This is a genomic window from Candidatus Hydrogenedentota bacterium (assembly GCA_018005585.1).
Classification (GTDB): Bacteria; Hydrogenedentota; Hydrogenedentia; order Hydrogenedentales; family JAGMZX01; genus JAGMZX01.
Genome location: JAGMZX010000023.1, coordinates 3,055 through 27,162, shown reverse-complemented (window position 1 = coordinate 27,162; position 24,108 = coordinate 3,055). Strand labels below are relative to the sequence as shown.

Annotated in this window: 21 protein-coding genes; 9 read left to right on the top strand and 12 right to left on the bottom strand. The window is 63.7% G+C overall.

Annotated elements, in window-relative coordinates; translation table 11 throughout:
- Positions 1–17: 17 nt before the first annotated feature.
- Genes KA184_05980 through KA184_05970 form a run of 3 tightly spaced genes read right to left on the bottom strand, consistent with a single transcriptional unit; the run spans position 18 to position 3,572 of the window.
- Positions 18–878 carry a carbohydrate ABC transporter permease gene (locus KA184_05980; GenBank protein ID MBP8129112.1) on the bottom strand — a complete coding sequence of 287 codons (861 nt, stop codon included), beginning with the start codon at positions 876–878 and terminating at the stop codon, positions 18–20.
- A complete protein-coding gene (locus tag KA184_05975) occupies positions 865–1,920 on the bottom strand; it encodes a sugar ABC transporter permease (protein MBP8129111.1) in 1,056 nt (351 codons plus the stop codon). Before KA184_05975 ends, KA184_05980 begins: the two co-directional genes overlap by 14 nt.
- A complete protein-coding gene (locus tag KA184_05970) occupies positions 1,917–3,572 on the bottom strand; it encodes an extracellular solute-binding protein (protein MBP8129110.1) in 1,656 nt (551 codons plus the stop codon). The genes KA184_05975 and KA184_05970 overlap by 4 nt, the downstream gene beginning before the upstream one ends.
- 165 nt (positions 3,573–3,737) lie before the next feature.
- Between KA184_05970 and KA184_05965 the strand changes: the two genes are divergently transcribed.
- Complete coding sequence (locus KA184_05965; GenBank protein ID MBP8129109.1) at positions 3,738–4,616, top strand: DUF89 family protein; 879 nt, start codon at positions 3,738–3,740, stop codon at positions 4,614–4,616.
- A gap of 49 nt (positions 4,617–4,665) precedes the next feature.
- Here KA184_05965 and KA184_05960 read toward each other — a convergent pair whose 3' ends face one another.
- Both KA184_05960 and KA184_05955 read right to left on the bottom strand, forming a co-directional pair.
- Entirely contained in the window at positions 4,666–6,216 is a 1,551-nt protein-coding gene (locus KA184_05960; GenBank protein MBP8129108.1) for a hypothetical protein, read from the bottom strand.
- A gap of 272 nt (positions 6,217–6,488) precedes the next feature.
- Positions 6,489–7,847: a phosphomannomutase/phosphoglucomutase gene (locus KA184_05955; GenBank protein MBP8129107.1), complete on the bottom strand. Its 1,359-nt coding sequence runs from the start codon at positions 7,845–7,847 to the stop codon at positions 6,489–6,491.
- A gap of 249 nt (positions 7,848–8,096) precedes the next feature.
- On the opposite strand from KA184_05955, the gene KA184_05950 reads away from it, so the two are divergent.
- Positions 8,097–9,062, top strand: a complete 966-nt coding sequence (locus KA184_05950) for a DUF1559 domain-containing protein (protein ID MBP8129106.1) — start codon at positions 8,097–8,099, stop codon at positions 9,060–9,062.
- Positions 9,063–9,078: 16 nt separating this feature from the next.
- Positions 9,079–9,630, top strand: coding sequence for a hypothetical protein (locus KA184_05945; protein MBP8129105.1), 552 nt, complete (start codon positions 9,079–9,081; stop codon positions 9,628–9,630).
- A gap of 12 nt (positions 9,631–9,642) precedes the next feature.
- Here KA184_05945 and KA184_05940 read toward each other — a convergent pair whose 3' ends face one another.
- Entirely contained in the window at positions 9,643–10,818 is a 1,176-nt protein-coding gene (locus tag KA184_05940) for a M28 family peptidase (protein ID MBP8129104.1), read from the bottom strand.
- A 259-nt stretch (positions 10,819–11,077) separates the two neighbouring features.
- Here KA184_05940 and dtd point away from each other — a divergent pair, with 259 nt between their 5' ends.
- From dtd to KA184_05920, 4 genes are all read left to right on the top strand, one after another.
- Positions 11,078–11,527, top strand: a complete 450-nt coding sequence (gene dtd / locus KA184_05935) for a D-tyrosyl-tRNA(Tyr) deacylase (protein MBP8129103.1) — start codon at positions 11,078–11,080, stop codon at positions 11,525–11,527.
- Complete coding sequence (locus KA184_05930) at positions 11,528–12,475, top strand: methionyl-tRNA formyltransferase (protein ID MBP8129102.1); 948 nt, start codon at positions 11,528–11,530, stop codon at positions 12,473–12,475.
- 25 nt (positions 12,476–12,500) lie between these two features.
- Positions 12,501–13,565, top strand: a complete 1,065-nt coding sequence (locus KA184_05925) for a glycosyltransferase (GenBank protein ID MBP8129101.1) — start codon at positions 12,501–12,503, stop codon at positions 13,563–13,565.
- Positions 13,566–13,698: 133 nt separating this feature from the next.
- A complete protein-coding gene (locus tag KA184_05920) occupies positions 13,699–14,754 on the top strand; it encodes a nucleoside hydrolase (protein ID MBP8129100.1) in 1,056 nt (351 codons plus the stop codon).
- Here the strand turns inward: KA184_05920 and KA184_05915 are convergent.
- Both KA184_05915 and KA184_05910 read right to left on the bottom strand, forming a co-directional pair.
- The gene (locus KA184_05915; protein MBP8129099.1) at positions 14,747–14,896 is read right to left on the bottom strand and encodes a hypothetical protein; all 150 of its coding nucleotides are present in this window, start codon (positions 14,894–14,896) and stop codon (positions 14,747–14,749) included. The genes KA184_05920 and KA184_05915 overlap by 8 nt on opposite strands.
- Before the next feature lie 137 nt (positions 14,897–15,033).
- Complete coding sequence (locus tag KA184_05910) at positions 15,034–15,186, bottom strand: hypothetical protein (GenBank protein MBP8129098.1); 153 nt, start codon at positions 15,184–15,186, stop codon at positions 15,034–15,036.
- A 191-nt stretch (positions 15,187–15,377) separates the two neighbouring features.
- Here KA184_05910 and KA184_05905 point away from each other — a divergent pair, with 191 nt between their 5' ends.
- Entirely contained in the window at positions 15,378–17,648 is a 2,271-nt protein-coding gene (locus KA184_05905; protein ID MBP8129097.1) for a hypothetical protein, read from the top strand.
- 81 nt (positions 17,649–17,729) lie between these two features.
- Positions 17,730–20,615, top strand: a complete 2,886-nt coding sequence (gene uvrA, locus KA184_05900; GenBank protein ID MBP8129096.1) for an excinuclease ABC subunit UvrA — start codon at positions 17,730–17,732, stop codon at positions 20,613–20,615.
- A 19-nt stretch (positions 20,616–20,634) separates the two neighbouring features.
- On the opposite strand, the gene KA184_05895 is transcribed toward uvrA, so the two are convergent.
- The 4 genes from KA184_05895 to KA184_05880 all read right to left on the bottom strand — a co-directional run.
- Positions 20,635–21,627 (bottom strand): flippase-like domain-containing protein, encoded by a 993-nt coding sequence (locus KA184_05895; GenBank protein MBP8129095.1) that lies wholly within the window; start codon positions 21,625–21,627, stop codon positions 20,635–20,637.
- Between the two features lie 74 nt (positions 21,628–21,701).
- Positions 21,702–22,649 carry a substrate-binding domain-containing protein gene (locus KA184_05890; protein MBP8129094.1) on the bottom strand — a complete coding sequence of 316 codons (948 nt, stop codon included), beginning with the start codon at positions 22,647–22,649 and terminating at the stop codon, positions 21,702–21,704.
- A 59-nt stretch (positions 22,650–22,708) separates the two neighbouring features.
- Positions 22,709–23,752 (bottom strand): hypothetical protein, encoded by a 1,044-nt coding sequence (locus tag KA184_05885; protein ID MBP8129093.1) that lies wholly within the window; start codon positions 23,750–23,752, stop codon positions 22,709–22,711.
- Between the two features lie 103 nt (positions 23,753–23,855).
- Positions 23,856–24,108: hypothetical protein (locus KA184_05880; protein ID MBP8129092.1), on the bottom strand; the 253-nt coding region annotated here is incomplete at its 5' end.

Below are 24,108 nucleotides of genomic sequence, written 5' to 3'. Positions count from 1 at the left end.
CGACAAATTGCAGCCGCTTAGCCCTTGATAGCCCCGAGCTGGATGCCCCGGACGAGGTATTTCTGGAGCAGCACGAAGAGGAGGATAAGCGGGAACACGTTCATGACGGAAGCCGCCATGATGAGGTTGGTCTGTTTTCCATAGACGGTGTCGAAGAACACCATGCCGATGGGCAACGTGCGCAGATGTTCACTCTTGATGAGGATGAGCGGCCAGAAGAAGCTGCCGTAATTGCCCAAGAACGTGAATATGGCGAGCACGATGAGGCCGGGCCGCGACAGGGGGAGAATAATATCCCAGAAGATGCGCCAGTGGGAGGCCCCGTCGATGTGCGCGGCCTCGTCCAGCGACGCGGGAATCGTCAGCATGAATTGGCGGACAAGGAAGACGCCGAACGCCGTGAACGAAGCGGGCAGGATCAGGCCGAGATAAGAATCGAGGAGGTGCAATTGCACCATGAGCGTGTAGTTGGGGATCATGGTCACTACGCCGGGCACCATCATGGTGGCGAGGTACAGTTTGAACACGTGATCGCGGCCGGGCCAGCGGAGCCGCGCAAAGGCGTAACCGGCGAGGGCGCTGGTCAGGCACGTGAGAAAGGTGACCCAGGCCGCGACGAACAGGCTGTTGAAGTAGTAGCGCCCGAACGAAATGTATTTGTGCGTAAGGACTTCGACATAGTTTTCCCACTGCCAGACCGACGGGAAGGGATTCAGCAGTTCTACTTCACTCTGGGGTTTGAAGCTGACCAGAAGCATCCAGAGGAAGGGCAGCAGCATCGTGAGCGACAAGAGGAACAAGAACGCATGGGACGCGTAGAAGCGCCCGGCGCGGAACCACCAGGCCGCGAAACTTCGCCGTGCGCTAGTAGTTGACATAGCGGCTTCCGAATCGCCAGTTGACGAGCGTGATGGCAAACACAATGCTGAACAGGACCCAGGCCACGGCAGAGGCGTAACCGATCTGAAATTCCTCAAAGGCCTTGATATAGATGTAATACGCCAGCGTCGTCGTCGTGCCCGCGGGCCCGCCCAGCGTCATGACGCGCGCCTGCTCGAAGCCGCCCTGCAATCCCGCAATAAAGCTCATAATTACGATGAAGAAGGTGGTCGGCGCCAGTTGAGGCCACGTCACGTGAAGGAACGTCGCCCAGCGGCCCGCGCCGTCGATCTCCGCGGCTTCGTACAGTTCCGGCGGGATGTTCGCGATGCCCGCGAGGTAGAGGAGCATGTTGCCGCCGCCCACGGCCGTCCAGACACCCATGAAGATGATGGCGTCCCGCGCGCCAAGGCCCCATTGCGCGGCGTCGAAGCCAACGGCATTTGGGCGCAACGCGAACAGGTTCTGCGTCGAGCCGAGCCATTCCGGCGGTTGCGCCAAAGCCAGCCGCGCCAACAGCGGCAGGGCGCCGTCCTGGTTGGCAACCCAGCCAAAGGGGCCGTGTTCGCGCAGGAACTGGGCGGCGGAGACCGTATCGGCAAAGGCGCGCACGGGTTCCAGCAGGAAGGCGATGGCTTCGTTAATGGGGCCGAAGGACGGATTGTAGAGCGCTTTCCATAGGATGAGCAGAGCGACGCCGGCGGTGAAACTGGGCAGGTAGAAGAGCGTGCGGTAAATGACGACACCGCGCATTTGCCGGCTCAAGAGGATCGCGAGGAGCAGAGAGCCCGCGATGGCGATCGGCATGCCGATCATGAAATACAGCGTATTGACACTGTACAGCCAGAATTCCTCCGAATGGAACAGCGTTTGGAAGTTTTCGAAGCCTGCAAACCGCAACGGCACGGTCCGCATCAGGTTCCAATTCGTGAACGAGGCCCCAAGCGAGAACACGACGGGCCCCAGCAGGAACACGAGGAATCCGAGAAAATTCGGAAGCAGAAACAAGAGCGCAATCCGCAAGTCGGAGCGGCGTCTCATGGCGCGTCCGCCTTGTTGTCCCACGCGGGCGCCGCGCCTTGCGCCAGCAGCGCGTCATAGCGCGCGCGCAGTTCCGGGTCGATGCGGAGCATTTCAACAATGGACGCATTGACCTGCAGGGCCGCGTCCCGCATGGCTTGCTCCCCCGTGACATGGCCGCCGGTAACAAGGTCAGATTGTGTCAGGATGATGCGTTCCACGCGCTGGCCATTGACAAATGGGCTGGGCATCTCGGGGACGGCGTGTTCGAGCGCTTCGAGCCAGACCGCGTTGAAGTCCTCCCGCGGATAGCGGGGGTCGCGCAGGAATGCGTCCGCGTATTCGCCATAATGGTATTTTTTGACCGGCGCCAAGGCGTCCGCCTGCCGGTTCATCAACTGGTTCCACTCCCTGCCATGCAGGAACGCGACAAACGTGAGCGCGCCCTCCAGGTTGGCGCTGTTCTTGTTGATGAGGCTGGCGCGCCCGCCGCCTCCGCCGCGCGCGAGCGGGCCGCGCGGCAACGGCGCAACGCCGTAACGCAGATGTTTGTATTCGTCGCGGCGGAGCGTGCACAGCCACCATCGCCCGCCGACGGCCATGGCGGTGCGTTCCGTGGCGAACCAGTTCTGTTCGCCAATGCCCCAGCCGCCTTGGTTCGCCATGGCGAGCTCTTCCGTCGCGGAAGGGCAAACCCCGTGCTTAAAGATCAAATCGTGGAAAAACTGCGCGCCCGCCCGCGCCTCCGGGGTATCGAGGATGCAACGCGTCCCCTCGGGATTGTACAAACTGCCGCCCCACTGCGGCACGAACGTGGTTCGCCACGCGAACTTGCCGGTCATCAAGCCGAATCGTACAGGCCGGCCGCGCGCGTCGCGTTTCGTCAGACGTTTCGCAATCGCAATGCACTCGTCCCAGGTCCAGTCGGGTGACGGGTAAGGAATGCCGGCCTCGTCGAAGATCCGTTTGTTGTACCAGACCGCATCGGCGTTGGTGTTGCCCGGGTGGCCGTAGAGCCGGCCATCAAGCAGGATGTGAGGGTGAACGGCCGGCCAGATTTGACGGATGTCCACCCCGCGCGCACGGAGCGCATCCGTGGCGTCATAGGCAACGCCCGACCGCACGAAAGCGGCCAGCTGCGCGCCGGAGTAGCAGTCGAAGATGTCGGGGCCGACGCCCGCGAGACACTGGACGATGACCTTTTCCATTGTGCCAACCGTCGGATCTATCACGACACGGTACTCGGGGTGGCAGGCGTTGAACAGGTCCATCTGTTCGCGGCGCACGGGCGCGTCGTCCGTCGCCCAATAGAGTATCTTGGGCGGTGTGGGGCGATCTTGCGCGGTCAGCAGGCCGTCTCCGGTCGTGTCCAGATTTCCGAACAACAGCCGCTCTTCGTCCGCGTCGATGACGCCGTCGGCATTGGCGTCGATCCGATCGAAGGCGTCCCGCAGCGCCATGGGCCAGAAAGGATCGTCACATGCGCCCGGCTCGCGGAGCAGAGTCCGGAATTCCGGCCATGACAGGCGGCTCCTGCCGTCTCTGCCGCCCGCGCGCAAGGCGGCCTCGAGCACGGAAATGCGGAAATCAGGCGCCGGCGGCGGCTGCCACCGCCACGCCACGATGCTGCATGCGGCCATCACCGCCGCAGTGACTGAAAAAACATGTTTCATCACGCTTCCACGCTGCGGCGGCAGTGTAGATGACGCGCGGGAAAGGTGTCTAGCCGGGCGAGCCCGCGCGTGTGCTATGCTTGGCGCTTTGCGGCGCGCCACTTCGCCGGCGCGAAAGGGACGCACGGCGCCGGCAGGCGCGAAACGAGATCAAGGGAATTACGGATGAAGGCGACGTTGGATTGTCTGGAGTGTTTCATGACGCAGGCGTTGCGTGCGGCGCGTATAGCCACGGACGACGTGTCTGTCCAGAGAAAGATATTGGACGAGACGGCGCGGCGCATTCCCGGAATGGACATGGAGAAATCACCGGCCGTCTTGTCTCTGGTGATCTACGAATTGACGGCGCTGTTCTCCGGGAAGCCGGATCCGTACCGCGACTTCAAGCGCGCGCAGAATGCCTTGGCGCTGGAACTCGAACCCGAACTGCGGCGGATCGTGCGCGAGAGCGGCGACCCGCTTGTCGCGGCGCTGCATATCGCGGCGGCGGGCAACGTGATCGACCTCGGCACGCAGCACGAGGCCGATATCGACGTTCGCGGCGCGCTGGACCAAGTCCTGCGCGAGCGTTTTGCCGTGGACCACACCGGCGCGTTCCGTGAATCGCTGGCGGGGTGCCGCGAACTGCTTTATCTGCTTGACAACGCGGGCGAAATCGTCTTCGACAAGATTCTGATCGAGGAATTGACGCGTCACACGCAAGTGACCGCCGTGGTGAAGGGCGCGCCCATCTTGAACGATGCGCTGCTGGAAGACGCCGAGGCCGTTGGGCTCACCCGCGTGTGCAACGTGATCGACGTGGGCGGCGCATTCATCGGCGCGCCGCTCGACCACGCGCCCGGAGCCTTTCTGGAACGTATGCGGCGGGCCGGCGTGATCGTGGGCAAGGGCCAGGGCCATTACGAGACCATCGACGACTTTGACGGCGACGTCTACCTCATCCTCAAGGCGAAATGCGAGGTCGTCGCGCGGCACATGGGCGTAGCACTTGGCCAGGTCGGGCTGATATCGACCCGGCTGCGCGCAAAAAACGCAATGGCGTGAAAGAGGGCGGAGCCGGCAGGGCTCCGGCGCAGCGCGTCGCGGGTCTTGCTCATCGATTCCGTGACGCCATGATGCCGGTCAGCTTCGACTCCAGAATATCCGCCAGCACGCGGAATCCATACGAAGTCGGGTGAACGTAGTCCCACCAGAAGACGCCCGTGTCCTGGGATTGCTGGCTCTCCCGGAACATGTTGATGAATGGGACATCGAATTGTCCGGCGATTTCCTTCATGACGTTCTCGAGCGCCGGTCCTTCCGGGCTCTGCTCCGCCGACACCGCTTCGATGCACAGGATGGGCAGCACGCCCTTGGCTTGTGCGCGTTTGACGATGGCGGTAATGTTCTCGCGAAATGCGGCGGGCCGGTAAATACTGTCGTTTACGCCCAGGTTGATCAGGAGATATTGGTGCTCAAACCCGCTGACGAGTTGTTCATACGTGTCCAGGAGAAGGCCGGAGTTGCCGCCGCCAATGGACATGTTGACGAATTCGAGTTCTTTCGCGGTTCCCGGCACGGTCTTCATTCGTCGGCGCAGGATACTGAAGAAGGACTCGCTCGGCCGGGTGGTTCCGTGGCCGGCGGTTTGCGAGGTGCCCATGAAGAAGATTCTTTCCTTGTCCGGCCCGAGGGCACGGCTGAATTCGTTCTCAAGGTTGCCCCGCATGTAATCGATGTAATGCGAGTGCCATTCTGATTGCGATTTATAGAAGGCGTTCAGGCCCGCATTGTCGAGCAGTTGCGTGAATACGGGCAGGCGCGCGTAGACGATGGCAAGCGCAACACTGGCCGTAATGAGAAACGCCAGCAGATAACCGCGCGTATCGCCCTCTTTCATCCTGAACACGCTCAGTATGCCGGTCACCAGGCCTAGCGCGATGAGAACGCCGGCCGCCGAGAACAGCGCATTCGCGACATAGCGTCTGTTGGAGAACGTCACGCGGTATTCAGGACCGGATTCTTCCGTGACGCAGATATTGTCAATCACGGATGGAAAGGCATTGCCCTGGACCGCAAGATACTGGGGCCCGAGAAACGAAGCATCCTCCTGTTGCGTGAATATCTGATCACCGTTCAGGTGGATGGCCGCGCGTTCGCCGTCGAGGTCGATGCGCAGATGGTTGACAACGCCGGTCTCCAGTTTCACATCCATCGGGTGGAATGCGAGGAATTGCCGGTCGTCCTTGATTTTCAGGAAAGCGCTGGGCCGGTCCGGGTGAACGGAGAAGCGCACCCCGAAATGATGCCCTGCGTTCTTGAGAAGGAACGGGTCCGACCTTCCAAAAGTGACGGTGACGTATGCCCGGTCGCGCAGCGTGAAGTCCAAGGCGATGGACCGGGGCGACATAGGCCTGTCAATCACGAGTTCGTGATAGCCCTGATTCAACTCGGGATGCAGCGCGCCGCCCCGGAGCGCTTTCCAGCTTTCATAGAACAAGCCGGACTCGACGATTCCGTTTTGGAGCGTGGACTTGGTGAGTTTCAGGTCCGGAATATTCGCTATGGAGTTTGTCAGTTCCTGGATAATGACAAAGAGCGCGAACCAGCATGACACGAAGAACACTGCGAAGAAGGCATAGTACACACCCTTCTTTCTCGTCATTGTGTCACCTCCATGCTTTCGCTTCCGGCGTTGACCCTGTGTCGCGGCGCGACCCGCATGCAACCTCTCTACGGGCGGGCCCGGCGCGCCGCCATGTGCTGTCTGACTGACGGGACTCCCGGGGAATCATAGAACCAGTCCGCGCCCGAAACCCGTTCGCGGGCGAGACAGGGCGGAACCACAGGCGGTCGTCCCGTTCATGGCCGTATTGGGGCATCGACATGCGGCGGGCTTGAGGCGCGTCAGACGAGCTCGCACAAGGCCCGGACGCTCTACGTGTTCAATTCCGCGACTTTGCCCTTGATCATCTGGAGAATCTCATTCATGCGCGCCTCGGTGTCGCCTTCGACGCGAACGACGAGTTTCGGCGACGTATTGGACGCGCGGAGCAGGCCCCAGCCATCTGGAAACTCGATGCGAGCGCCGTCGATGGTGACGACCTCCAGCCCAAGCTCCTGAAAATAGGCCCTGGCCTTTTGGACCACATCGAATTTCTTCTGGTCGTCGCTCTTGATTTCGAGTTCTGGCGTATCGAAGCGACGCGGGATCTCGGCGAGCATGGCGCTCAGCGGTTGCCGCGACTGGGCGATAATTTCGAGGAGGCGCGCACCCGCGTAGGCGGCGTCGTCGAAACCGTACCAGCGGTGCTTGAAAAAGATATGGCCGCTCATCTCCCCGGCGATTTCGGCCCCGATTCGCTTCATTTCCGCCTTGATCAGCGAGTGGCCGGTCCGGTACATGACCGCGTTGCCCTTATGTTTCTTGATGTATTCGTACATGCCGCGCGAGCATTTTACTTCGCCGATCACCGTCGCGCCGGGCACTTCCTTCAATATCCACCGCGCGAACAGGGCCAGCAACCGGTCACCCTGCAGAAGATTGCCCTGATCATCACAGCCGCCGATACGGTCGCCGTCGCCGTCGAATGCGATCCCGACGTCGGCCTGCTCCCGTTTCACGGCCGCTATCAATTCCGTGAGGTTCTCGATTTTCGTGGGGTCCGGGTGATGGTTCGGGAAATTGCCGTCGACGCTGCAAAAGAGGGGGATAACCTCGCAGCCGAGCCGCTCGAAAAGCGGCACGGCGATCGGGCCGGACACGCCATTGCCGCCGTCCACGACCACCTTGAGTTTCCGCGCCAGCTTGATGCGCCCGCAGACGTCGTCCAAGTACTGCGGCACGACGTTCCTGGCCGTCACGGTTCCCGGCGCGGCGGCGACGGGAAACTGCCCGGCCTGTGCCATTTGGCCAAACCGCTGGATCTCGTCTCCGTAGATCGTGGCGTTGCCGACGCCGATTTTCAGGCCGTTATATTCCGACGGATTATGACTGGCGGTGAGCATGAGAAAACCGTCGATGTCCATGGTATTCGCCGCAAAGTAGGTCAAGGGCGAGGGGACTTCTCCAATGTCGATTACATGGAGGCCGCAGGCAGTCACCCCCTGGATTAGTGCGTCGGAGAAACGCTTCGAGTGCAGCCGGCCATCGCGCCCCACCACGATCACGTTATGTTTGCGCTGACCCTCGATATAGGCGCCGTAGGTCTTGCCCAACAGCGTCATGATGTCTTCTTCGAGGTCTTTGCCCACGAGACCGCGGATATCGTACTCCCGAAAGATTGTCATATTCAGGTCCATGACGAGCATTCCTTCCCAGCGATTGGATTTGCGGTTGATTCTAATGCACGGGCGCAAGGCGGGTCCAATGCCCCTCCACGGGGGCGTGTACGAAGGCCTGCTCTGCCGGGTGCCGCTCGACTGGAAACCCTCGCCGGGAGCGGCTGGTCCAATGACCGCCAAAGAGAGGGCGAAATCGCATTACGGCCATCACCGGCGGGAGCGGGTGTGGCTGATTTTCAGCCGCGACACAGGAGCTTCGCCATGAAAGCGAAATACGCTGGGTTCACGCTCATCGAGTTGCTGGTGGTGATTGCCATTATCGGCATATTGGCGGCCATTCTCCTGCCCGCGCTGGCGCGGGCGCGCGAGGCGGCGCGGCGCGCCAGTTGCCAGAACAATCTCAAGGAGTTCGGCCTGATCTTCAAGATGTATTCCTCGGAAGACCGGGGGGAACGGTTCCCGCCGATGCAGTTCGAGGCGTATTCGATGCGGCGCGCGGAAATCGCGGTCGGGCCGATGGTGCGCACGATTTACCCCGAATACATGACCGACCCGTCTATTCTCCTGTGTCCCTCGGACCTCAACAGTTCCATCGACGACCTGCGCGACCCGGCAACGGGCGCGTTTACGATCGCGCAGGACGCCGACGACGTGGATATGAGCTACGCCTATATGGGCTGGGTGCTGGACAAATGCGGCGACGCTTTCCCGCAAATCGACCTGCAGACGATCTTCTCGATTATGCCGGGACTGCCTCACAGCCTGATCCTGGACGACCCGTCCGGGTCTGGCCCGTATCAGTTCATCAGCCTGTTTACCACGGCGGTGGCGGAGGTCATTGCGGCGCGGGCCGGCCTGAGCGAGGATGATTCGACGCTGGCGGCAAGTTTCCGAGTGGTGGACGGCGACAAGTCGGTCAGCCCGTACGACGGGGTGGCCATGGGGAACGGGTCCGGCAACACGATATACCGGTTCCGGGAGGGGGTCGAGCGCTTTCTGATCACCGATGTGAATAATCCGGCCGCGAGTGCGCAGGCGCAGAGCACGGTTTGGGTCATGTTCGACACCATCTCGAAGAACATCAAGTATTTCAATCATATCCCGGGCGGGTCGAACGTGTTGTATATGGACGGCCATGTGGACTTCATCCGGTATCCCGGCGCGCCGCCCGTGAACGAAGGGCTGGCGTTGTTCCTGGGCACCTTGTTGGACCGCACGCGGTCGTAAGCGAAAGGAAAGCGGCATGCTTGCGCGCCGGGACAAGGTCAAAGTCACCGTATCCTTGCTGGTCATCGCGGTCAGCGCGTTCCTGGTCGGTGTCCGGTTCTTTCCGGAAGGATGCGGGCCGTCCGAAGAAGAACGGCAACTGCTGCAAACGCTGAACAGCCTGGACGAGATTGCCCAGCGCGGTGGTCACGTCACGGCAGTCACGCGCGTTGAGGACGACCGCTGGCGCGAGCGGCGCAGACCCGAGGAAGGCGGAGAGAACCGGCCGGCCCCGGAGGAACGGGAACGCAGGGATGGCCCCGGCCGGCAAGACAGCGTCTACCGCTTTGAAGCGGAGATTTACAACGCGGACGGCGTGGCGATCGGCCGGCTGCGCGGTGGCCGGGTCGAAAATTTCGGCACGATGACCCCTCGTATCCAGTGGTACAAGACGCCGGGCGTTCCCGAGGAATGGACCCTCCCGCCGCGCTGGGGCCGCGACGGGCGCGATGGCGGCCCCGGGGGGCCGAGAGGCGGCGGAGATCGCGAGAGACGGCCGCGCGGGGACCGGCCTGAGGACATGCCGTAGGGCGGCGCGCCGTCAGGCGAGTTGGCGCTCCAGCCGGCGCAGCAGCGCCTCGCAGAAATCGGACGCGTTCGCTATGGCCGCGTCGTCCACGGCCGTGAGCACGTCGGTGAGCCAGTTCCAATGGGGGGGGAGGCCCGTTTCATCAAGCCCCATGACCGTCATGGCCTGATAACCGCGCGCGATCGCCATGTGCGCGGCGGAGGGCACGGCGCGCAACGTTCCCGGGCGCGCGTCGAACGCGTCGCGCACGTTCCCGGCCGCTTCAATCATGGGCTGAGCGCTCGGGCCCATGCGCAACATGCCTTCCTCGGTAAGGTAATGCAGCCCGCCCGCGCCGACGCCCTCAATATTCAGGATAAACACGCGGCTCTTGTCGAGGCTGTGCGACGTCAGCAGGTGGCGCATGCCCGCCATCCAGGATTCGTGCCCGCCCGTCGCGACGAGCCAGACGTCCGCGGTATCGGGCGGTTCGGCGGCGTAACGTTCGGCAAGGCGCAGCAGCGCGGCCACACCCGAGGCGTTGCAGTTGGCGCCGCGGATTTCCTCGCCGGACATGGACGTGTGGAACAGCGCGGCCGCCGCCGACAGAAGCAGTCCCACCGCGCCCCAGCGCACGGCCAGATGCATGGGGATCGCCGCATCCGCAAAGACCCCCAACGCCTGGATGGCGCAGGTTGCCAGGATGGCAAGCATGGAAACGATCACTGCCAAATGCAGCGGGCGCAGCCATAGGGTTATCGCGGGGCGCGACACGGGAGACGCGCGCCCGCTATCGTAATGGGCAGTCACAACGAACAGGGACCGAGGCTCAGCCGCCAGAAACCGCGCGATGACATTCTGAGATTGGAAATGGGGTAAGAAGCGCGAGAAAAGCGGGAACCCCATGAACTCGGCGATATAGGCAAGAAACACGCACGCCCCGTAACACAGGCCCACGCGCGGCCACCAGACGGCGATGATGGTCACGACGAGGAACTCGGCGTAATACGACGCGAACAAGTAGAAAGGGTTCTCGATAGCCTTGAACTCATCCATCTCCACGTCGGGCGTGTACGAGCGGAACCGGTCACGGATGTACACTGCGGCCTGCCGTTCCTGTTCGGTCAGAGCGCCGCGGTGGAGTAGTTGCCCAGCCAGATACCGCATGTCCTCATGGATGCGTTCGTGCTGCACGTAATACCTCGGCATCGTTTCCGCGGTGCGAGCCCGCCATGGTCTTATGGGAGAACCGCCTGTCCCGCGCGTGACCCCTTAGCGAAGCTCGGCCGGCGTTTGCCTGGAACAATTGTGACACACTGCTGCTCACGGCGTGCGGTCTCCTTATACATGCGGCGTATGAGGGCAGTATAGCCCGAGCCGCGGCACGCGGCAATGCCCGCGGGGCAACAGTTGGGTTTGCGGCTTGCGCCTTGCTAGACTCGGGCTTGCGAAATACCGGGGAATGCACATGCGCGGAGTTATACAACGCGTCGCGGAGGCGGCGGTCAGCGTCGAAGGACGCACCGTCGGCGAAATCGGCGCGGGTTTGCTGGTCCTGCTCAGTGTCGACAAGGACGACGAGGACCAGGACGTCGCCTACATGGTGGACAAGATCGCCGGGCTGCGCATCTTCAACGACGCGGACGGCAAGTTCAACCTGTCTGTCGGCGACGCAGGCGGGAGCTTGCTCGTTGTGTCGCAGTTCACGTTGCACGGGGACTGCCGCCGCGGGCGACGCCCGTCATTCAGCGACGCGGCGCGGCCCGAAAAGGCGGTCCCGATGTACGAAGCGGTCGTGCGACGGTTGCGCGGCGCGGGTTTTACCGTGGCCACGGGCGAATTCGGCGCGCACATGCGGGTGCGGCTCGTGAACGACGGGCCGGTGACGATTCTGCTCGACTCGAAGAAGGGGTTCTGAATGTTGCGCATCGCGATTGCAGGCGGCGGCCGGCTCGGCGTCAGCCTTCTGGAACCGTTATTGCGGTCGCGGCACGAGGTGGTGGCCATTGTGCAGGATGGGCGCAAGACGCGCGGCCTGAACCGCGTGGTGCAGCCACGGCTGGCGCGGCTCTTTGGCGCGCCATTCAGCATGCCCGGGCATGCGCGCAGGCTGGGGCTGCCCCTCATCTGGATCGACAAACTGACCGAGGAAGAGCTGGCGCCGCTGCGCGCCCTGAGTATCGATCTGCTGCTGGTCGGCGGGTTCGGCATCATCCTGAAGCGACAGGTGCTCGAATTGCCGCGAATCGGCTGCGTCAATTGTCATTCCGCATTGTTGCCAAGGCATCGCGGACCCAATCCGTTCGCGGCCGTGCTGCTCTCGGACGATGACGAAACGGGCGTGACGTTTCACGTGATGGACCGCGGCATCGACACGGGAGATGTGCTCGATCAGGCGCGCTTCACCATCCGGCCTTCAGACACGGTGTTCACGATCTACCGGCGCTGCTGCGAGCACGCGGCGGAGCGGATCGTGCCGCTCGTGGACCGTATCGAGCGTGAAGGGCTGCGCGGCGTGCCGCAGGAACCGGACGCGGCCACCTACGAGAAGAACCCGTCGGTGGGGGACGCATGGATCGATTGGACGCGCGCGGCATCCAAAATCGACCGGCAGATCCGCGCGCTGGCGCCGTTTCCCGCGCCGAGATTCCGGTTCCGCGGCAAGACCGTCTTCTTGCTGCGGGCGAAGGCGAACAGCAGGCCTGTCGACGCCGAGCCGGGCACCGTCCTGCAGCACCGGGGTTTCGTGAAGGTTGCGACGGGCCAAGGCACGCTCACCATTCAGGGCGCGTTCCTGCGCGCGCCCCTGCCGTGGTTCTGGCCCGCGCCGTGGTGCCGGCCCAGGCCGGGCGAGAAACTGGAATGATGGCTGCAAACCGCGGGCAACGGCCATGAACACGGCCATTTCCATCATCATACCCGCCTACAACCAACTCGATTATTGCCGCCAGTGCGTCCAGTCGCTCCTGCTGCACACGGACACGCCCTATAAGCTTATTCTGGTCGATAACGGCTCGACCGACGGCGTCTCCGAGTACTTCGACGAAGTGCCCGGCGCGACGGTCGTGCACACGGGCCGCAACCTGGGCTTTGCCGCGGGCGTGAACCGCGGCCTCGAGCACGCGCAAGGGCATGTGCTCTTGCTGAACAGCGATACCATCGTGCCGCAAGCCTGGCTCGGCAGGCTGATGCGGGCGCTGCTCAGCGCGGACGACATCGGCATGGTGGGGCCGTACAGCAATTGCGTGTCGGGCAGCCAGCAAATCGGCGGGCTCTCGTTCACGAGCGTGGTCGAGATTAACGCATTCGCGAACGAGCGCGCGGCGGCGCACGCGGGCCGCGTGCGCGACGTAGCCCGCCTTGTCGGCTTCTGCCTGCTCATCCGCGACCGTGTCCTTGGGCAGGTGGGCGGCCTGGACGAATCGTTCGGCATCGGCAATTACGAGGACGACGACTACTGCGCGCGCGTCCTGCGCGCGGGTTGGCGCCTCTGCGTCGCGGAAGACAGCTTCGTCTTCCATTACGGCGGCCGCACGTTTCTCGGCATGGGCATTGTTGAGGACGATTGGCGCTCGCTCATGGAGGAGAACCGGCGGCGGTTCGAGGCCAAGTGGGCGTTGCGTTCCGGCGAACGAGTGGACGCGGTGCAGCAGGCGCTTCGCGTCAACCGGTGCGCGCGCGAGGCGCTCGCGCGCGGCGATTTCAACGATGCGGTGCGCCTGTTCAAGGACGCTGTCCAGCTTGCGCCGCACGAGGCGCAGCACTACAACGACCTCGGCGTGGCGTTGTGGCAGGCGGGCGATGCAGGGCGCGCCTACAAGCAGTTCCTGCGCGCGTTGAAGTGCGACCCGGACTACGCCGAGGCCCGGGACAATCTGCGGCAGTCCGCGGCGGCGCTGGGGTGTGCGGAAGACGCGGAATCTTTCTTGTCGTTGTTGCAGGAAGGAAGGGCGTGAGGGAATCCCAAGGTCTCTTTTCAAGGATGCAATCAAGTTGAGGGGCCGGGAGAACAGGACCGCGCGCGGAACGCGGCGCGCGCATGTTTGAGGCGACCAGATGGCGCGCAAAACAAGGGAGCGGTGAGTTGCCATGAGGCGAATGCTTATTGCGCTGGCTGTGGGTTCGTTGGTCGCAAGCGGCGCGCATATTTGGGCTTCCGATGCGCCTTCCGTGCCCATCCTCTACACGACGGACCTGTACCATCCGGCGGACGACCCCGACGACCACTTTGACCTGTTGACGCTCTTTGCGATTCCGGAATTTGACATCCGGGGCATCGTCATAGACGCCGGACCGCGCGGCAAGGACCGGCCCGCGCTGGCGGCGCTGCGGCAGGTCATGCACATGACCGGCAGGACCGTGCCGTTTGCGGTGGGTCTGGACGCGCCGCTGCGGCACCCGGAAGATACCGCCGAGGACCAGCGGCACGCGTGCCAGGACGGTGTATGGCTGATCCTGGACGTGCTGCGCGAAGCCGCCTCGCCGGTCACCATGTTCATCACGGGAAGTCTGCGCGACGTAGCCGCCGCCTATAACCGGGAGCCGGGTCTCTTCCGGGGTAAAGCGGGCCGCATCTACGTGAATGCGGGCTGGTACGGCAAGGAGATGGAATGGAACGTGACATTGGACCCGCATGCGTATGTCCGGATTCTGCGCAGCGGGCTTCCGGTCTACTGGGCGCCCTGTTTCGGCGATGCGGGATACGCGACATACTGGAAGTTCCGGCATGCGGACCTGTTGGGCGCCGTACCGAAACCGGTGCGGAATTTCGTTCTCTATATGCTGACACAGGCGGATGCGGCGACGGGCGATCCGCTGGCGTATCTGAATCGCGAACCGGATGCCGGCGCGGTCTCGCAATTCTGGCCGCAGGAGCGGAACATGTGGTGCACGGGGCCTCTCTTGCATGCGGCGGGCCGCGCGACGCCCGCGTGTTCTTTTGGCCCGGTCTCGGTGGCGCTGGGGCCCGACGGTTCCACACGGCCCGATGGTGACGGCGAGAAGACAAGACTGCTCACCTTTCACGTGGACGACCCTGCGGCGTATCCCGAGGCCATGGCGTCCGCGCTGCGTGAGTTGCTGGTCCAATTCCCGCTGGCGGCGAAGGAGGCGCTCCCGGTTGGCGGCGCCACTCCGCTCAGGTAAAGGCGAGTCCGTTGCCGTACACCGCCTGTGCGCCGCCGGCGGCCCGGTCCGGGGCGACGGCGCTGCCAAGCTCGCCCGGTGCGTTACCGCACGGGTCCGTGGTTGAGGGGCCGAATTCCTGCACAAGGGGGTGGTGATTCACTCCGTTTCTCCGCACGGTCTTGACGAAAGGGCCGACGCGCGGCTGGGCGGCGGCGAACAAGACGCATCCAGACTCCCATCCCATTGCGGCCCGGCCGCGTACCACGCCCATGGCCTGCCGCCCGTGGCGGGCTGCGTTCACTTCAGGCTCTTCAGGATTTCATTCAGTTCCTGCATCAGACGCGCGGTGACTTCCTTCTTCAACTCGTCGGGGATCTTGTAATGGTGCAGTTCCGAGAGCAGCTCCATGGTGCGCGAGGACACCTTGTAGGCGAAATCATCGACTTTCACTTCACGTTCTCCCGATTGGGCTGCGTTTCCCGTACCCGTGGCCCGTATGATTATGGGAAACGGCATCGGCAATCAAACCCGCGTCTGGCGCAACGTGGCTTACCTATTGCGCGGGAACCGCGACTTGGCATATCGTGTCGAAAGCGGGTTGCTCCTTGACGGCGCAGGCGCGCCCCGACCGCGGAGCCGCCATGAACGCTAACAATGGGATGGCCATGTCATACGAGTATTCCGGATATCTGAGCACGCTGCTGGACGCGCCGGACGCCGAGGCCGCGCGCGAGACGGAGCGCATCGTCTTGGACGCGAAGGACCTGTCGCAGTGGAGTCTCACGGACCGCCCGACGGAGAAGGAATGGCAGCAGGTCCCGGTTCATGCCGAGCGGCTCGGAGACGCGATACGTCTCGAGGGACGGTTCGAGAGCGTGCGGCGCATCGACAACCTCGACCCCGAGGATCCCAGCTTCTGGGTCGCATTGAGCAGCCGGAACTGGCGCGATAACCGTTTCCCCGTCAATGTGCGGCATTTCCCCATCGCCGAAATCACGTACCGCTGTCTCACCGAGCATGCTCGGCCCGCATGGCTTTGGACCTATCCCGGCGGCGAACACGTGGACGGGCTGCGCTATTCGAGCGGTTGGCGCACCATCGCGCGGCTTATCCCGCATTTTGGTTTCCCCCATTACGTCGACAGCCTGACGCTGCGCCTGTTCTCGACGGCGCGCAGCACCGAGGCCATGGAGGTTCGGTCGATCGTATTTCGCGCGATGACCCCGCTTGAGGAGGAAACATGCCGGGCAGACGAGGCGCGCCTGGAGCCGCTGCGCGCCATGCGGCGTTATCCGCAATTGAAGACGTTCATGCCCTATGGCTCCTGCCTGAAGGCAGGCACGGCCAAGCGCATGGCGGAACTTATGGAGGTTTCGCTGCGCGATTACTGGCGCCTTGCCATGGAGGACATGGTCCGGCACTACCACAACTGCATTGCGGTGGAAGAGGCGGAGCAATTCTCGCCGCAGGAGTGGCGGGAACTTCTCCAACTCGCGGAATCCTTCCACATCAAGGTCGTGGCCGAACACAACTGGCCCGTAGAAGAGTTTCGGGAAAGGGGCCGCGGCTGGATCGACACATACGTGCGGCCCTATGCGAATTCGCCCGCGCTGTTTGCGTGGGGCATTTGCGACGAGCCGCCGGAGCACACGTTCCAGGCCCACTTGGACGCGCGGCCCCTGTTCGAGGAGGCGGACCCCAATCATCCCCTGACGGCAATCATGCGCCATGCGGATTCCTTTCCGCTTTTTGCGCCGTTTCTGCCTGCCATGGGCATATCGCATTTCAAGTCGCACTCCGCGTGGGACCTGGGCGAACTCGTGCGCACGCATCTGCCGCTGGGCGGGGTGCAGCAACTCTGGGTGATCGCGCCTGCCTTCACGTATGCGACGGAAACGCCCGAGTGGTACACATGCCCGGAAATCCGCCTCATGCTCAATCTCGCCTTGGCGCACGGCGCGCGCGGCTGGTTCGCTTTCGCCTATCACAATGACCCCATCTGGATTGACGGCCCGTGCCAGCGCTCGCTCACGGGGCCTTTCCTGACCTTCAGCGACATCTGGGACGAACTCGGCCTGCGTGTTGAGCGCGTGGGCGCCCTTTCGCCGCTGTTGCTGAACGCTTCGCCCAGCGAAGAGGGAAACATCGATTTCCATGTCACGTGGGAAACGGGCCTGCGCGCGATTCGGCCCAAGGAAGTGGACCCGCTGACGCACACCATCCTCTGCGGGCCCGACTACAGCCTCTACTACATCGTCAGCAACGATATCGTCGATGTGAGCCCCACAAACCTCTATTTCGAGGAAAAACGCGGGCTTAGCCTCTATGACGTAACGGATTTTGTCCGGGAACGCGTCTGGGGACCCATGCCGCATCGGCGCCATGTCGAAATGCTGCCGGGACAGGGCCGCGTCATTCTCTCTGCGGCGCCTGAGGTCTGTGAACGGCTGAGCGGCGAGATCGCCCAGCGCATCATTGAAGACGACAGCCGGCAGATCGCCGTTGACCTCGGTCTTGCGCGCCGGTACGACTTGCCCGTGACGCCGGTTCAGCGGCTGATGCAGGAGGTCGGCATGGGCGACCCGCTGCAAGACATTCGCAAGACGCGCAAGGCGCGCAACCAGCTCATCGATATCCTTTATGAAGCCCCGCACGTTATCGGGCCACGCGGCCGGTTGATTCAAATCAGCGCCGCCGTTTGCGGATGCGACGGTGCCCTATGCCGCTTGCTCGGTCGCGGCAAGGCCGGCGTGGCGCGCGATTTCGGCCTGAAAGTGCTTTCGGTTGCCCGGGAATTGACGCACCTGCGTCTGCGGCTGCGCGAGGGGGAAGGCCTCCAGATTGACGAATGCTGTGCCGACCTGGCGCAGCGCACGTTGCGGCTTCTGGAGGAAATCCGGGCGCTCGACTGAAAAACCAGCGTGCGGTTGCGGCTTTCCGCGGGGAAGGGATACCATACTTGTTTCTCTGCACATTTCTCAGGAATCCCATGCATGGCCTCAAGAACCCGCGCCGCGCGCAATGTGATTCACATCAAGGGCGCGCGTGAACATAATCTGGACAATCTGACGCTCGACATACCGCGCGACAGGTTGGTCGTGATCACGGGGTTGAGCGGCTCGGGCAAATCCAGCCTGGCCTTTGACACGATCTACGCGGAGGGGCAGCGCCGCTACGTCGAAAGCCTCTCCGCCTATGCCCGCCAGTTCCTCGAACAGATGGACAAACCGGACCTGGACCTCATAGAAGGGCTCAGTCCGGCCATCTCGATCGAGCAGAAGACCACGCACCGGAACCCGCGTTCGACCGTGGGCACGGTAACGGAAATCTACGATTATCTGCGGCTGCTCTTCGCGCGCGTCGGCACGCCGCACTGCTACCAGTGCGGCCGTGTCATTGAATCGCAGACGCCGCAGAAGATCGTGGATACGGTGCTCGCCCTGCCCGGGGGGGCTCGCGTGCAACTGCTTGCCCCGCTGGTGCGCCAGCGCAAGGGCACCTACCAGAAGGTGTTTGAGGACATCAAGCGGCAGGGGTTTGTGCGCGTGCGCGTAGACGGCGCATTTCACCATGTGGACGACGATATCCCGCTCGAACGGTACGTGAAACACGATATCGACGTGGTGGTGGACCGGATCGTCGTGAAGGAAGATGTCCGAAAGAGGCTCACGGATTCGGTGGAGGCGTCTCTGAAACTGGGCAACGGCCTGATCCGCATCTGGTGGGAAGCGCCCGGAGGCGAGGCCAAGGAAATACTCCAGAGCGAGCATCTCGCGTGCGTCGAATGCGGGATTGCGGTCGAGGAACTGGCGCCGCGCATGTTTTCCTTCAACAATCCGCACGGCGCATGCCCGCGCTGCACAGGCCTCGGTTCGGTCCTCGAAGTGGACCCCGACCTCGCGGTGCCGGACACGAGTCTCTCGATTGCGGACGGCGCGGTCAGACCCTGGAGCATGCATCGCGTGCTTGACGGCATGTACCGGCGCGCGCTGCAGTCGGTGTGCCGCCACTATAAGCAGGATGCATTCAAGCCCTGGAAGAGGCTGCCGGAGGAGTTCCGCCGGATTGTCCTCTACGGTTCGGGCGACGAGGAAATCGATTTCTCGTTCTCGAACGCGCAGCGCACGTATGAAACCACGCGCACCTTCGAAGGTGTCATCCCGAATCTTGAACGGCGCTACCGCGAAACCGATTCAAACGCGGCGCGGGAATTGATCGGCCAGTTCATGGCGGCTCATCCGTGCCCCGAGTGCAACGGCGCGCGGCTGCGGCCCGAGTCGCGGGCGGTGCGCGTAGACGGCAGAACCATCCTCGACGTGACCGGCATGTCCATCAATCAGGCGCTCGATTACGTCGGCGCGCTGAAACTGACGAAGGCGCAAAAGATCATTGCGGAACGCATCATCAAGGAGATTCGGGAGCGGCTGGGATTCCTCGTGAGCGTGGGTCTCGATTACCTGACGCTGGACCGTGAAGCGGGCACGCTCTCCGGCGGCGAGTCCCAGCGTATCCGGCTGGCCACGCAAATCGGGAGCGGTCTCGTCGGCGTGCTCTACATACTCGACGAACCGAGTATCGGACTGCATCAGCGGGATAACCGGAAACTGATCGCCACGCTCGAACGGCTTCGCGACCTCGGCAACACGGTAATCGTGGTCGAGCATGACGAAGAAACGATCATCGAGGCGGACCACGTGATCGACCTCGGGCCTGGCGCGGGCGCACACGGCGGCAAGATCGTCGCGCAGGGCACGCCGCGCGACATCATGCGCAACAAGCAGTCGCTGACCGGCCAGTTCTTGTCGGGCGCGTTCCGCATCCATTGCCCGGAACAGAAGCGCAAGCGCGGCGGCGCGGCGCTCGTGGTGCGCGGCGCCCGGCACAACAACTTGAAGAACATCGACGTGACGTTCCCGCTGGGGTTGTTCATCTGCGTCACGGGCGTGTCGGGTTCGGGCAAGTCGAGCCTGGTCAATGAAACGCTGTATCCCGCGGTCATGCGGTCGCTGTACGACGCGCCGCGGCATCGTCCGGGCGCGCACAAGTCGATCGAGGGGCTCGAGCACATCGACAAGATCATCGACATCGACCAGTCGCCCATCGGCCGCACGCCGAGGTCGAATCCCGCGACATATACCGGGCTTTTCGCGCCCATCCGCGAGTTGTTCAGCAAGACCCCGGAAGCGCGGACCCGGGGCTACAAGCCGGGCCGGTTCAGCTTCAACGTCAAGGGCGGTCGCTGCGAGGTCTGCGAAGGGAACGGACTGATCACCATCGAGATGCACTTCCTGCCCGATGTGTACGTGCCGTGCGAGGAATGCGGCGGCGCGCGGTATAACCGCGACACGCTCGAAGTCCGCTATAAAGGCAAGAATATAGCGGAAGTGCTTGACATGACCGTCGAGGACGGCTGCCTGTTCTTCCGTAACATCCCCGCCGTGTTTGGCAAGCTCGAAACGCTTTACGACGTTGGCCTCGGTTACATCAAGCTCGGTCAGGCGGCGACCACGCTCTCCGGCGGCGAAGCGCAGCGCGTAAAACTGGCGACGGAACTCGCGAAGCGGGCCACGGGCCGCACGTTGTACCTGCTCGATGAGCCGACAACGGGGCTGCACGCCTATGACGTCGACAAACTGCTGCGCGTGCTGCACCGCCTCGTCGACCTGGGCAACACGGTAGTTGTCATCGAACACAATCTGGACGTCATCAAGACCGCCGACTGGATCATCGACCTCGGTCCGGAGGGGGGCGATGGCGGGGGTCGCGTGATTGCCGCCGGTCCGCCGGACGTCATCGCGGCGAAGCGGGAATCGTATACGGGCCAGTTCCTGAAGCCAAAGTTGGAGGCGTTGAAGAAGAACGGCCGCGCCGCCGGCTGATTCCGCGGCGGCGCAAGCGCTATGCGCGCGCGGCCGGGGCGCGCCAGGCATCGATAACCTCGAGAACCCCGCCGATAACGCCGCGCAAGAACGGGAACGCAGCGAAGAACAAGAGCGAGTACGCGATCGCCTGCGCTTCGGGGATGTGGTAATACGCGAGAAACGCCACCAGACTCACCTCGCGCAGGCCCAATCCGGCCACGGTGATGGGCAGATTGCTGCACAAGGCCACCACGGTCCGCAGCCACGCGAACGTCAGCACGTCCAGATGGACACCGATTGCGTAAGCGCAGAACGCCTGTTGAAGGATGTAGCAGACCTGGCTGACCGCGGACAGCAGATAGATGAACACGAGGTCGCGGCTGTTCAGGCTGCGAATCGCGCGCGGATACTCCGCCAGCGCCTCGGTCCGGTCGCGCAGCCGTTGCGGCAGGCGTACCAGACGTTCGAGGCGCGCGCGCAGGGGCCGCGCCGCGTCGGACAAGAGCCAAAGCGGTGTGAGAAAGACCAGCGCGGCCACGAGCGCCGTGGTCCAGCGCGCCTGCGGCCAGGGGAACGTTGCGTCCGCGAGGATAGCCGCGGCGGTAATCACGGCGATGCTGCCAAGGCTGAGGATACGCATAAACGCCATGAGCGCGAGCGTGAGACCGGGCTTGCCCGACGGCTTTGCCAGTTTATACCACTTGACAAGCGCAGCCGTGCCGCCCGGCAGGAATAGCGCGTAGAAACGTTGCTGATACTGGATCTTGAGAAGCAAACGCGTGCCGGCGCCGCAGTCCAGCGGGCGAAAGATGCGGGTTTGCATGTGCGCAAAGGTGAGCATGGCCAGAAACCCGGACAGCCACGCGAGCGCCAGGTAGCCCGGCGAGATGTGCGCCGCGTGCCGGAACACCAGCCGGAGGTCATAGCGCCGGAAGAGCAGCGCGAGAATGGTCAACGCGACAAGCGCCTTCAGCGCCTGCTTCAGCAGAACGGGAAAACGCCGGCCCGGCGATGTGGATGTGTCGGACATGCGGCTTGCGGCGCCTCAACGTCGGTATCGCACGGCTCGGGCCTGCGGCGTGCTCACGGCGAAAGTGCCGAGTTTCACAGCGGGTTCAACAATCTCTGGACCTCGGGCGTGTCCACGTTTTCCGGTGTAACCACCATCACGCCCGTGTCGATTCGTTTCTCGACGGAATCGCCCTTGATCGCGGCCATGGCCGTCTGCACGCTCACGTAGCCCATCTTGAACGGGTCCTGCACGATGAGCGCCTGGACGGTGCCGTCGCGCAGCGCCGACACCTCTTCGTCGGCCGCGTCGAATCCGACCAGTTTGACCTGGCCTGCCTTGCCAACGGTCTTCAACGCCTGGGCCGCGCCGATGCAGGCGCTCTCATTCGCGGCGAAGATGCCGAGGATGCCCGGGTGCGCCGTGAGCATGTCTTGCGTCACGCTCATCGCCTTGGCTTCATTGCTTTCGCAGTATTGAATGTCCACGAGCTGAATATTCGGAAATTCCTGGATGCCCTGCTTGAAACCTTCCTCGCGCATCTGTGAAGTGGCTGCCCCGTAGACGAAAGGAATCAGGCCCACCTCGCCTTGCTCGCCGATAAGCCGGGCCAATTCGCGCGCGGCCGCCCTCGCCCCGGCGATGTTGTCCGTCGCCACGAATGACAGCGGAATATCGGAGGTTACGCCCGAGTCCATCGTAATCACGGGAATCCCCGCGTCGACCGCGCGCTGAATCGGGCCATTGAGCGCGTTTTCGTCGCAGGCTGCAATCACCAGGGCGTCCACGCCCTGCACGATCATCGTCTCAATGATGTCCACCTGCTTGTCTACCTGCGTTTCCTTGTCCGGGCCCATCCAGATCACTTCGGCGCCGAGTTCCTTGCCCGCGGCTTCGGCCCCGGCCTTCACGGTCAGCCAGAACTGATGTGTCAGGGCTTTGGGGACTACCGCGATGCGGATTTTGCCGCTGCCCGGCGATTGACTGCAGCCGAACCCGGCCACGAGTCCCAGCACCAGGAGTGCAATAAAGATGCGCTTCATGACCTCGTTTCCTCCATCACCCTTTGCGGCGGCGAAAGGCTTCATGTCCAACGGCGCGGTTACCAGCGCACAAAGTAGCGCTGTCCCGCGCCGACCATTTCAATCGCAATGCCCGAATTCGCGACACCGATCAGCCGCGCGTTCGTGCCCGGGATGCGCTCGCCCACGAATACCTTGTGCAGGTTGATGATCGCCACGCCGTGCGGCCGGTTCTCATCCGCTTCCCGGATCACGTTGATGCGCATGTTCTCCAGCCCGAGGCGCACGCGGTCCGAACCTTTCAGTTCCGGCAACGTCTTTGGGTCTACCGGCGTGACCGGCGTCAGAGAGGCAGGCGGCTCGTCAACGTAGTCCACTTCCTGGAGCGGGGCCGCGGGCGCAACCGGCTGCGGAGGCGCCACCGGCTGCGGCGCAGGCGCCGCTTGCATGGGAGGCAGTGGCGGTGGCGGTTCCGGCGCGGGCTGCGCGGTGGCGTGGGCCACGATGATCGGGGGCGCGGGGGGCTCTGGAGGCGTTTCGTGCGCTGGCGCCGGTTCCGGCGGGCGCGCTGCCTCGACAGGGGCAGGCGGCAGCGGGGGAGGCTCGGTTCTCACCGTATCAGGAGGATTCGAAACCGGCGGCGCTTCGTGTGTCACGACGGGATGCGGCGGCGCGATGGGCGGCACGGGCGCAACCGGGGCGACTGTCTCTGGCGGGGCCGGCGCAGGGGTGCTGACCGGCGGCGCGGCGGGCGGCACGGGCGCGCTTGGCGGCGCCGGCGATATTGCCCGAGGCGGTTCCGGCTGCGTGGCGGCGGCTGGCGCGGGCGCCTGTGCTACGGCCGCAACCGTGGCAGGCGGTTTCGGCCCGGTTTCGGGCGCCCCGGACCGGTTGAGAAGATGGAAGACGGTCACGGGCACGAGGATAAGACAGAGGCCCAGAAACGCGCCCGCAGCGATCAGCCGCCCGCGCGTAATCATCACGACCGCCTCGCGCGGCGCGGGCGTCTCGTCGACCGCTTCCGGCTCCGCGGCTTCGTCCGTTATGGACTCTTCCAGCGGGGGCTGGGCTGCTTGCATGCGTTCGGCTTCCACCTTCCGAAGCGCATCCAGAATCGAACTCATCCGCCGCTCTCCGTTCTAAGACGCATTAAGCGTTTCTGCTCGCGCGCGCAAGCGCAGCGATATTCAAACACGCCGCCGTAACGGCGTCAAAGTCTCACGCGATTCACCCTTCCCCGCTCGCGTCATGGGGAGCCAGAGGCGCATTCGCCGGCACGGGAGGCGTGGCCGGCTTCTCCGGTTCTTCCACCGGCGGCGCGGGCTCGGTTACGGGCCCAAGGTCCGGCTTGGGCAGTTCTTCCATGACAATCATCTGTGCGCGGTCCGGGGGCGGTGGCGCGGGCGGTGGTTCGGGCGGTGCTGCGGGCGGCGTGGGCGCGGTGCCCGGCGTCTCGAACTGCGCGGGTGTTTCCGCTGAC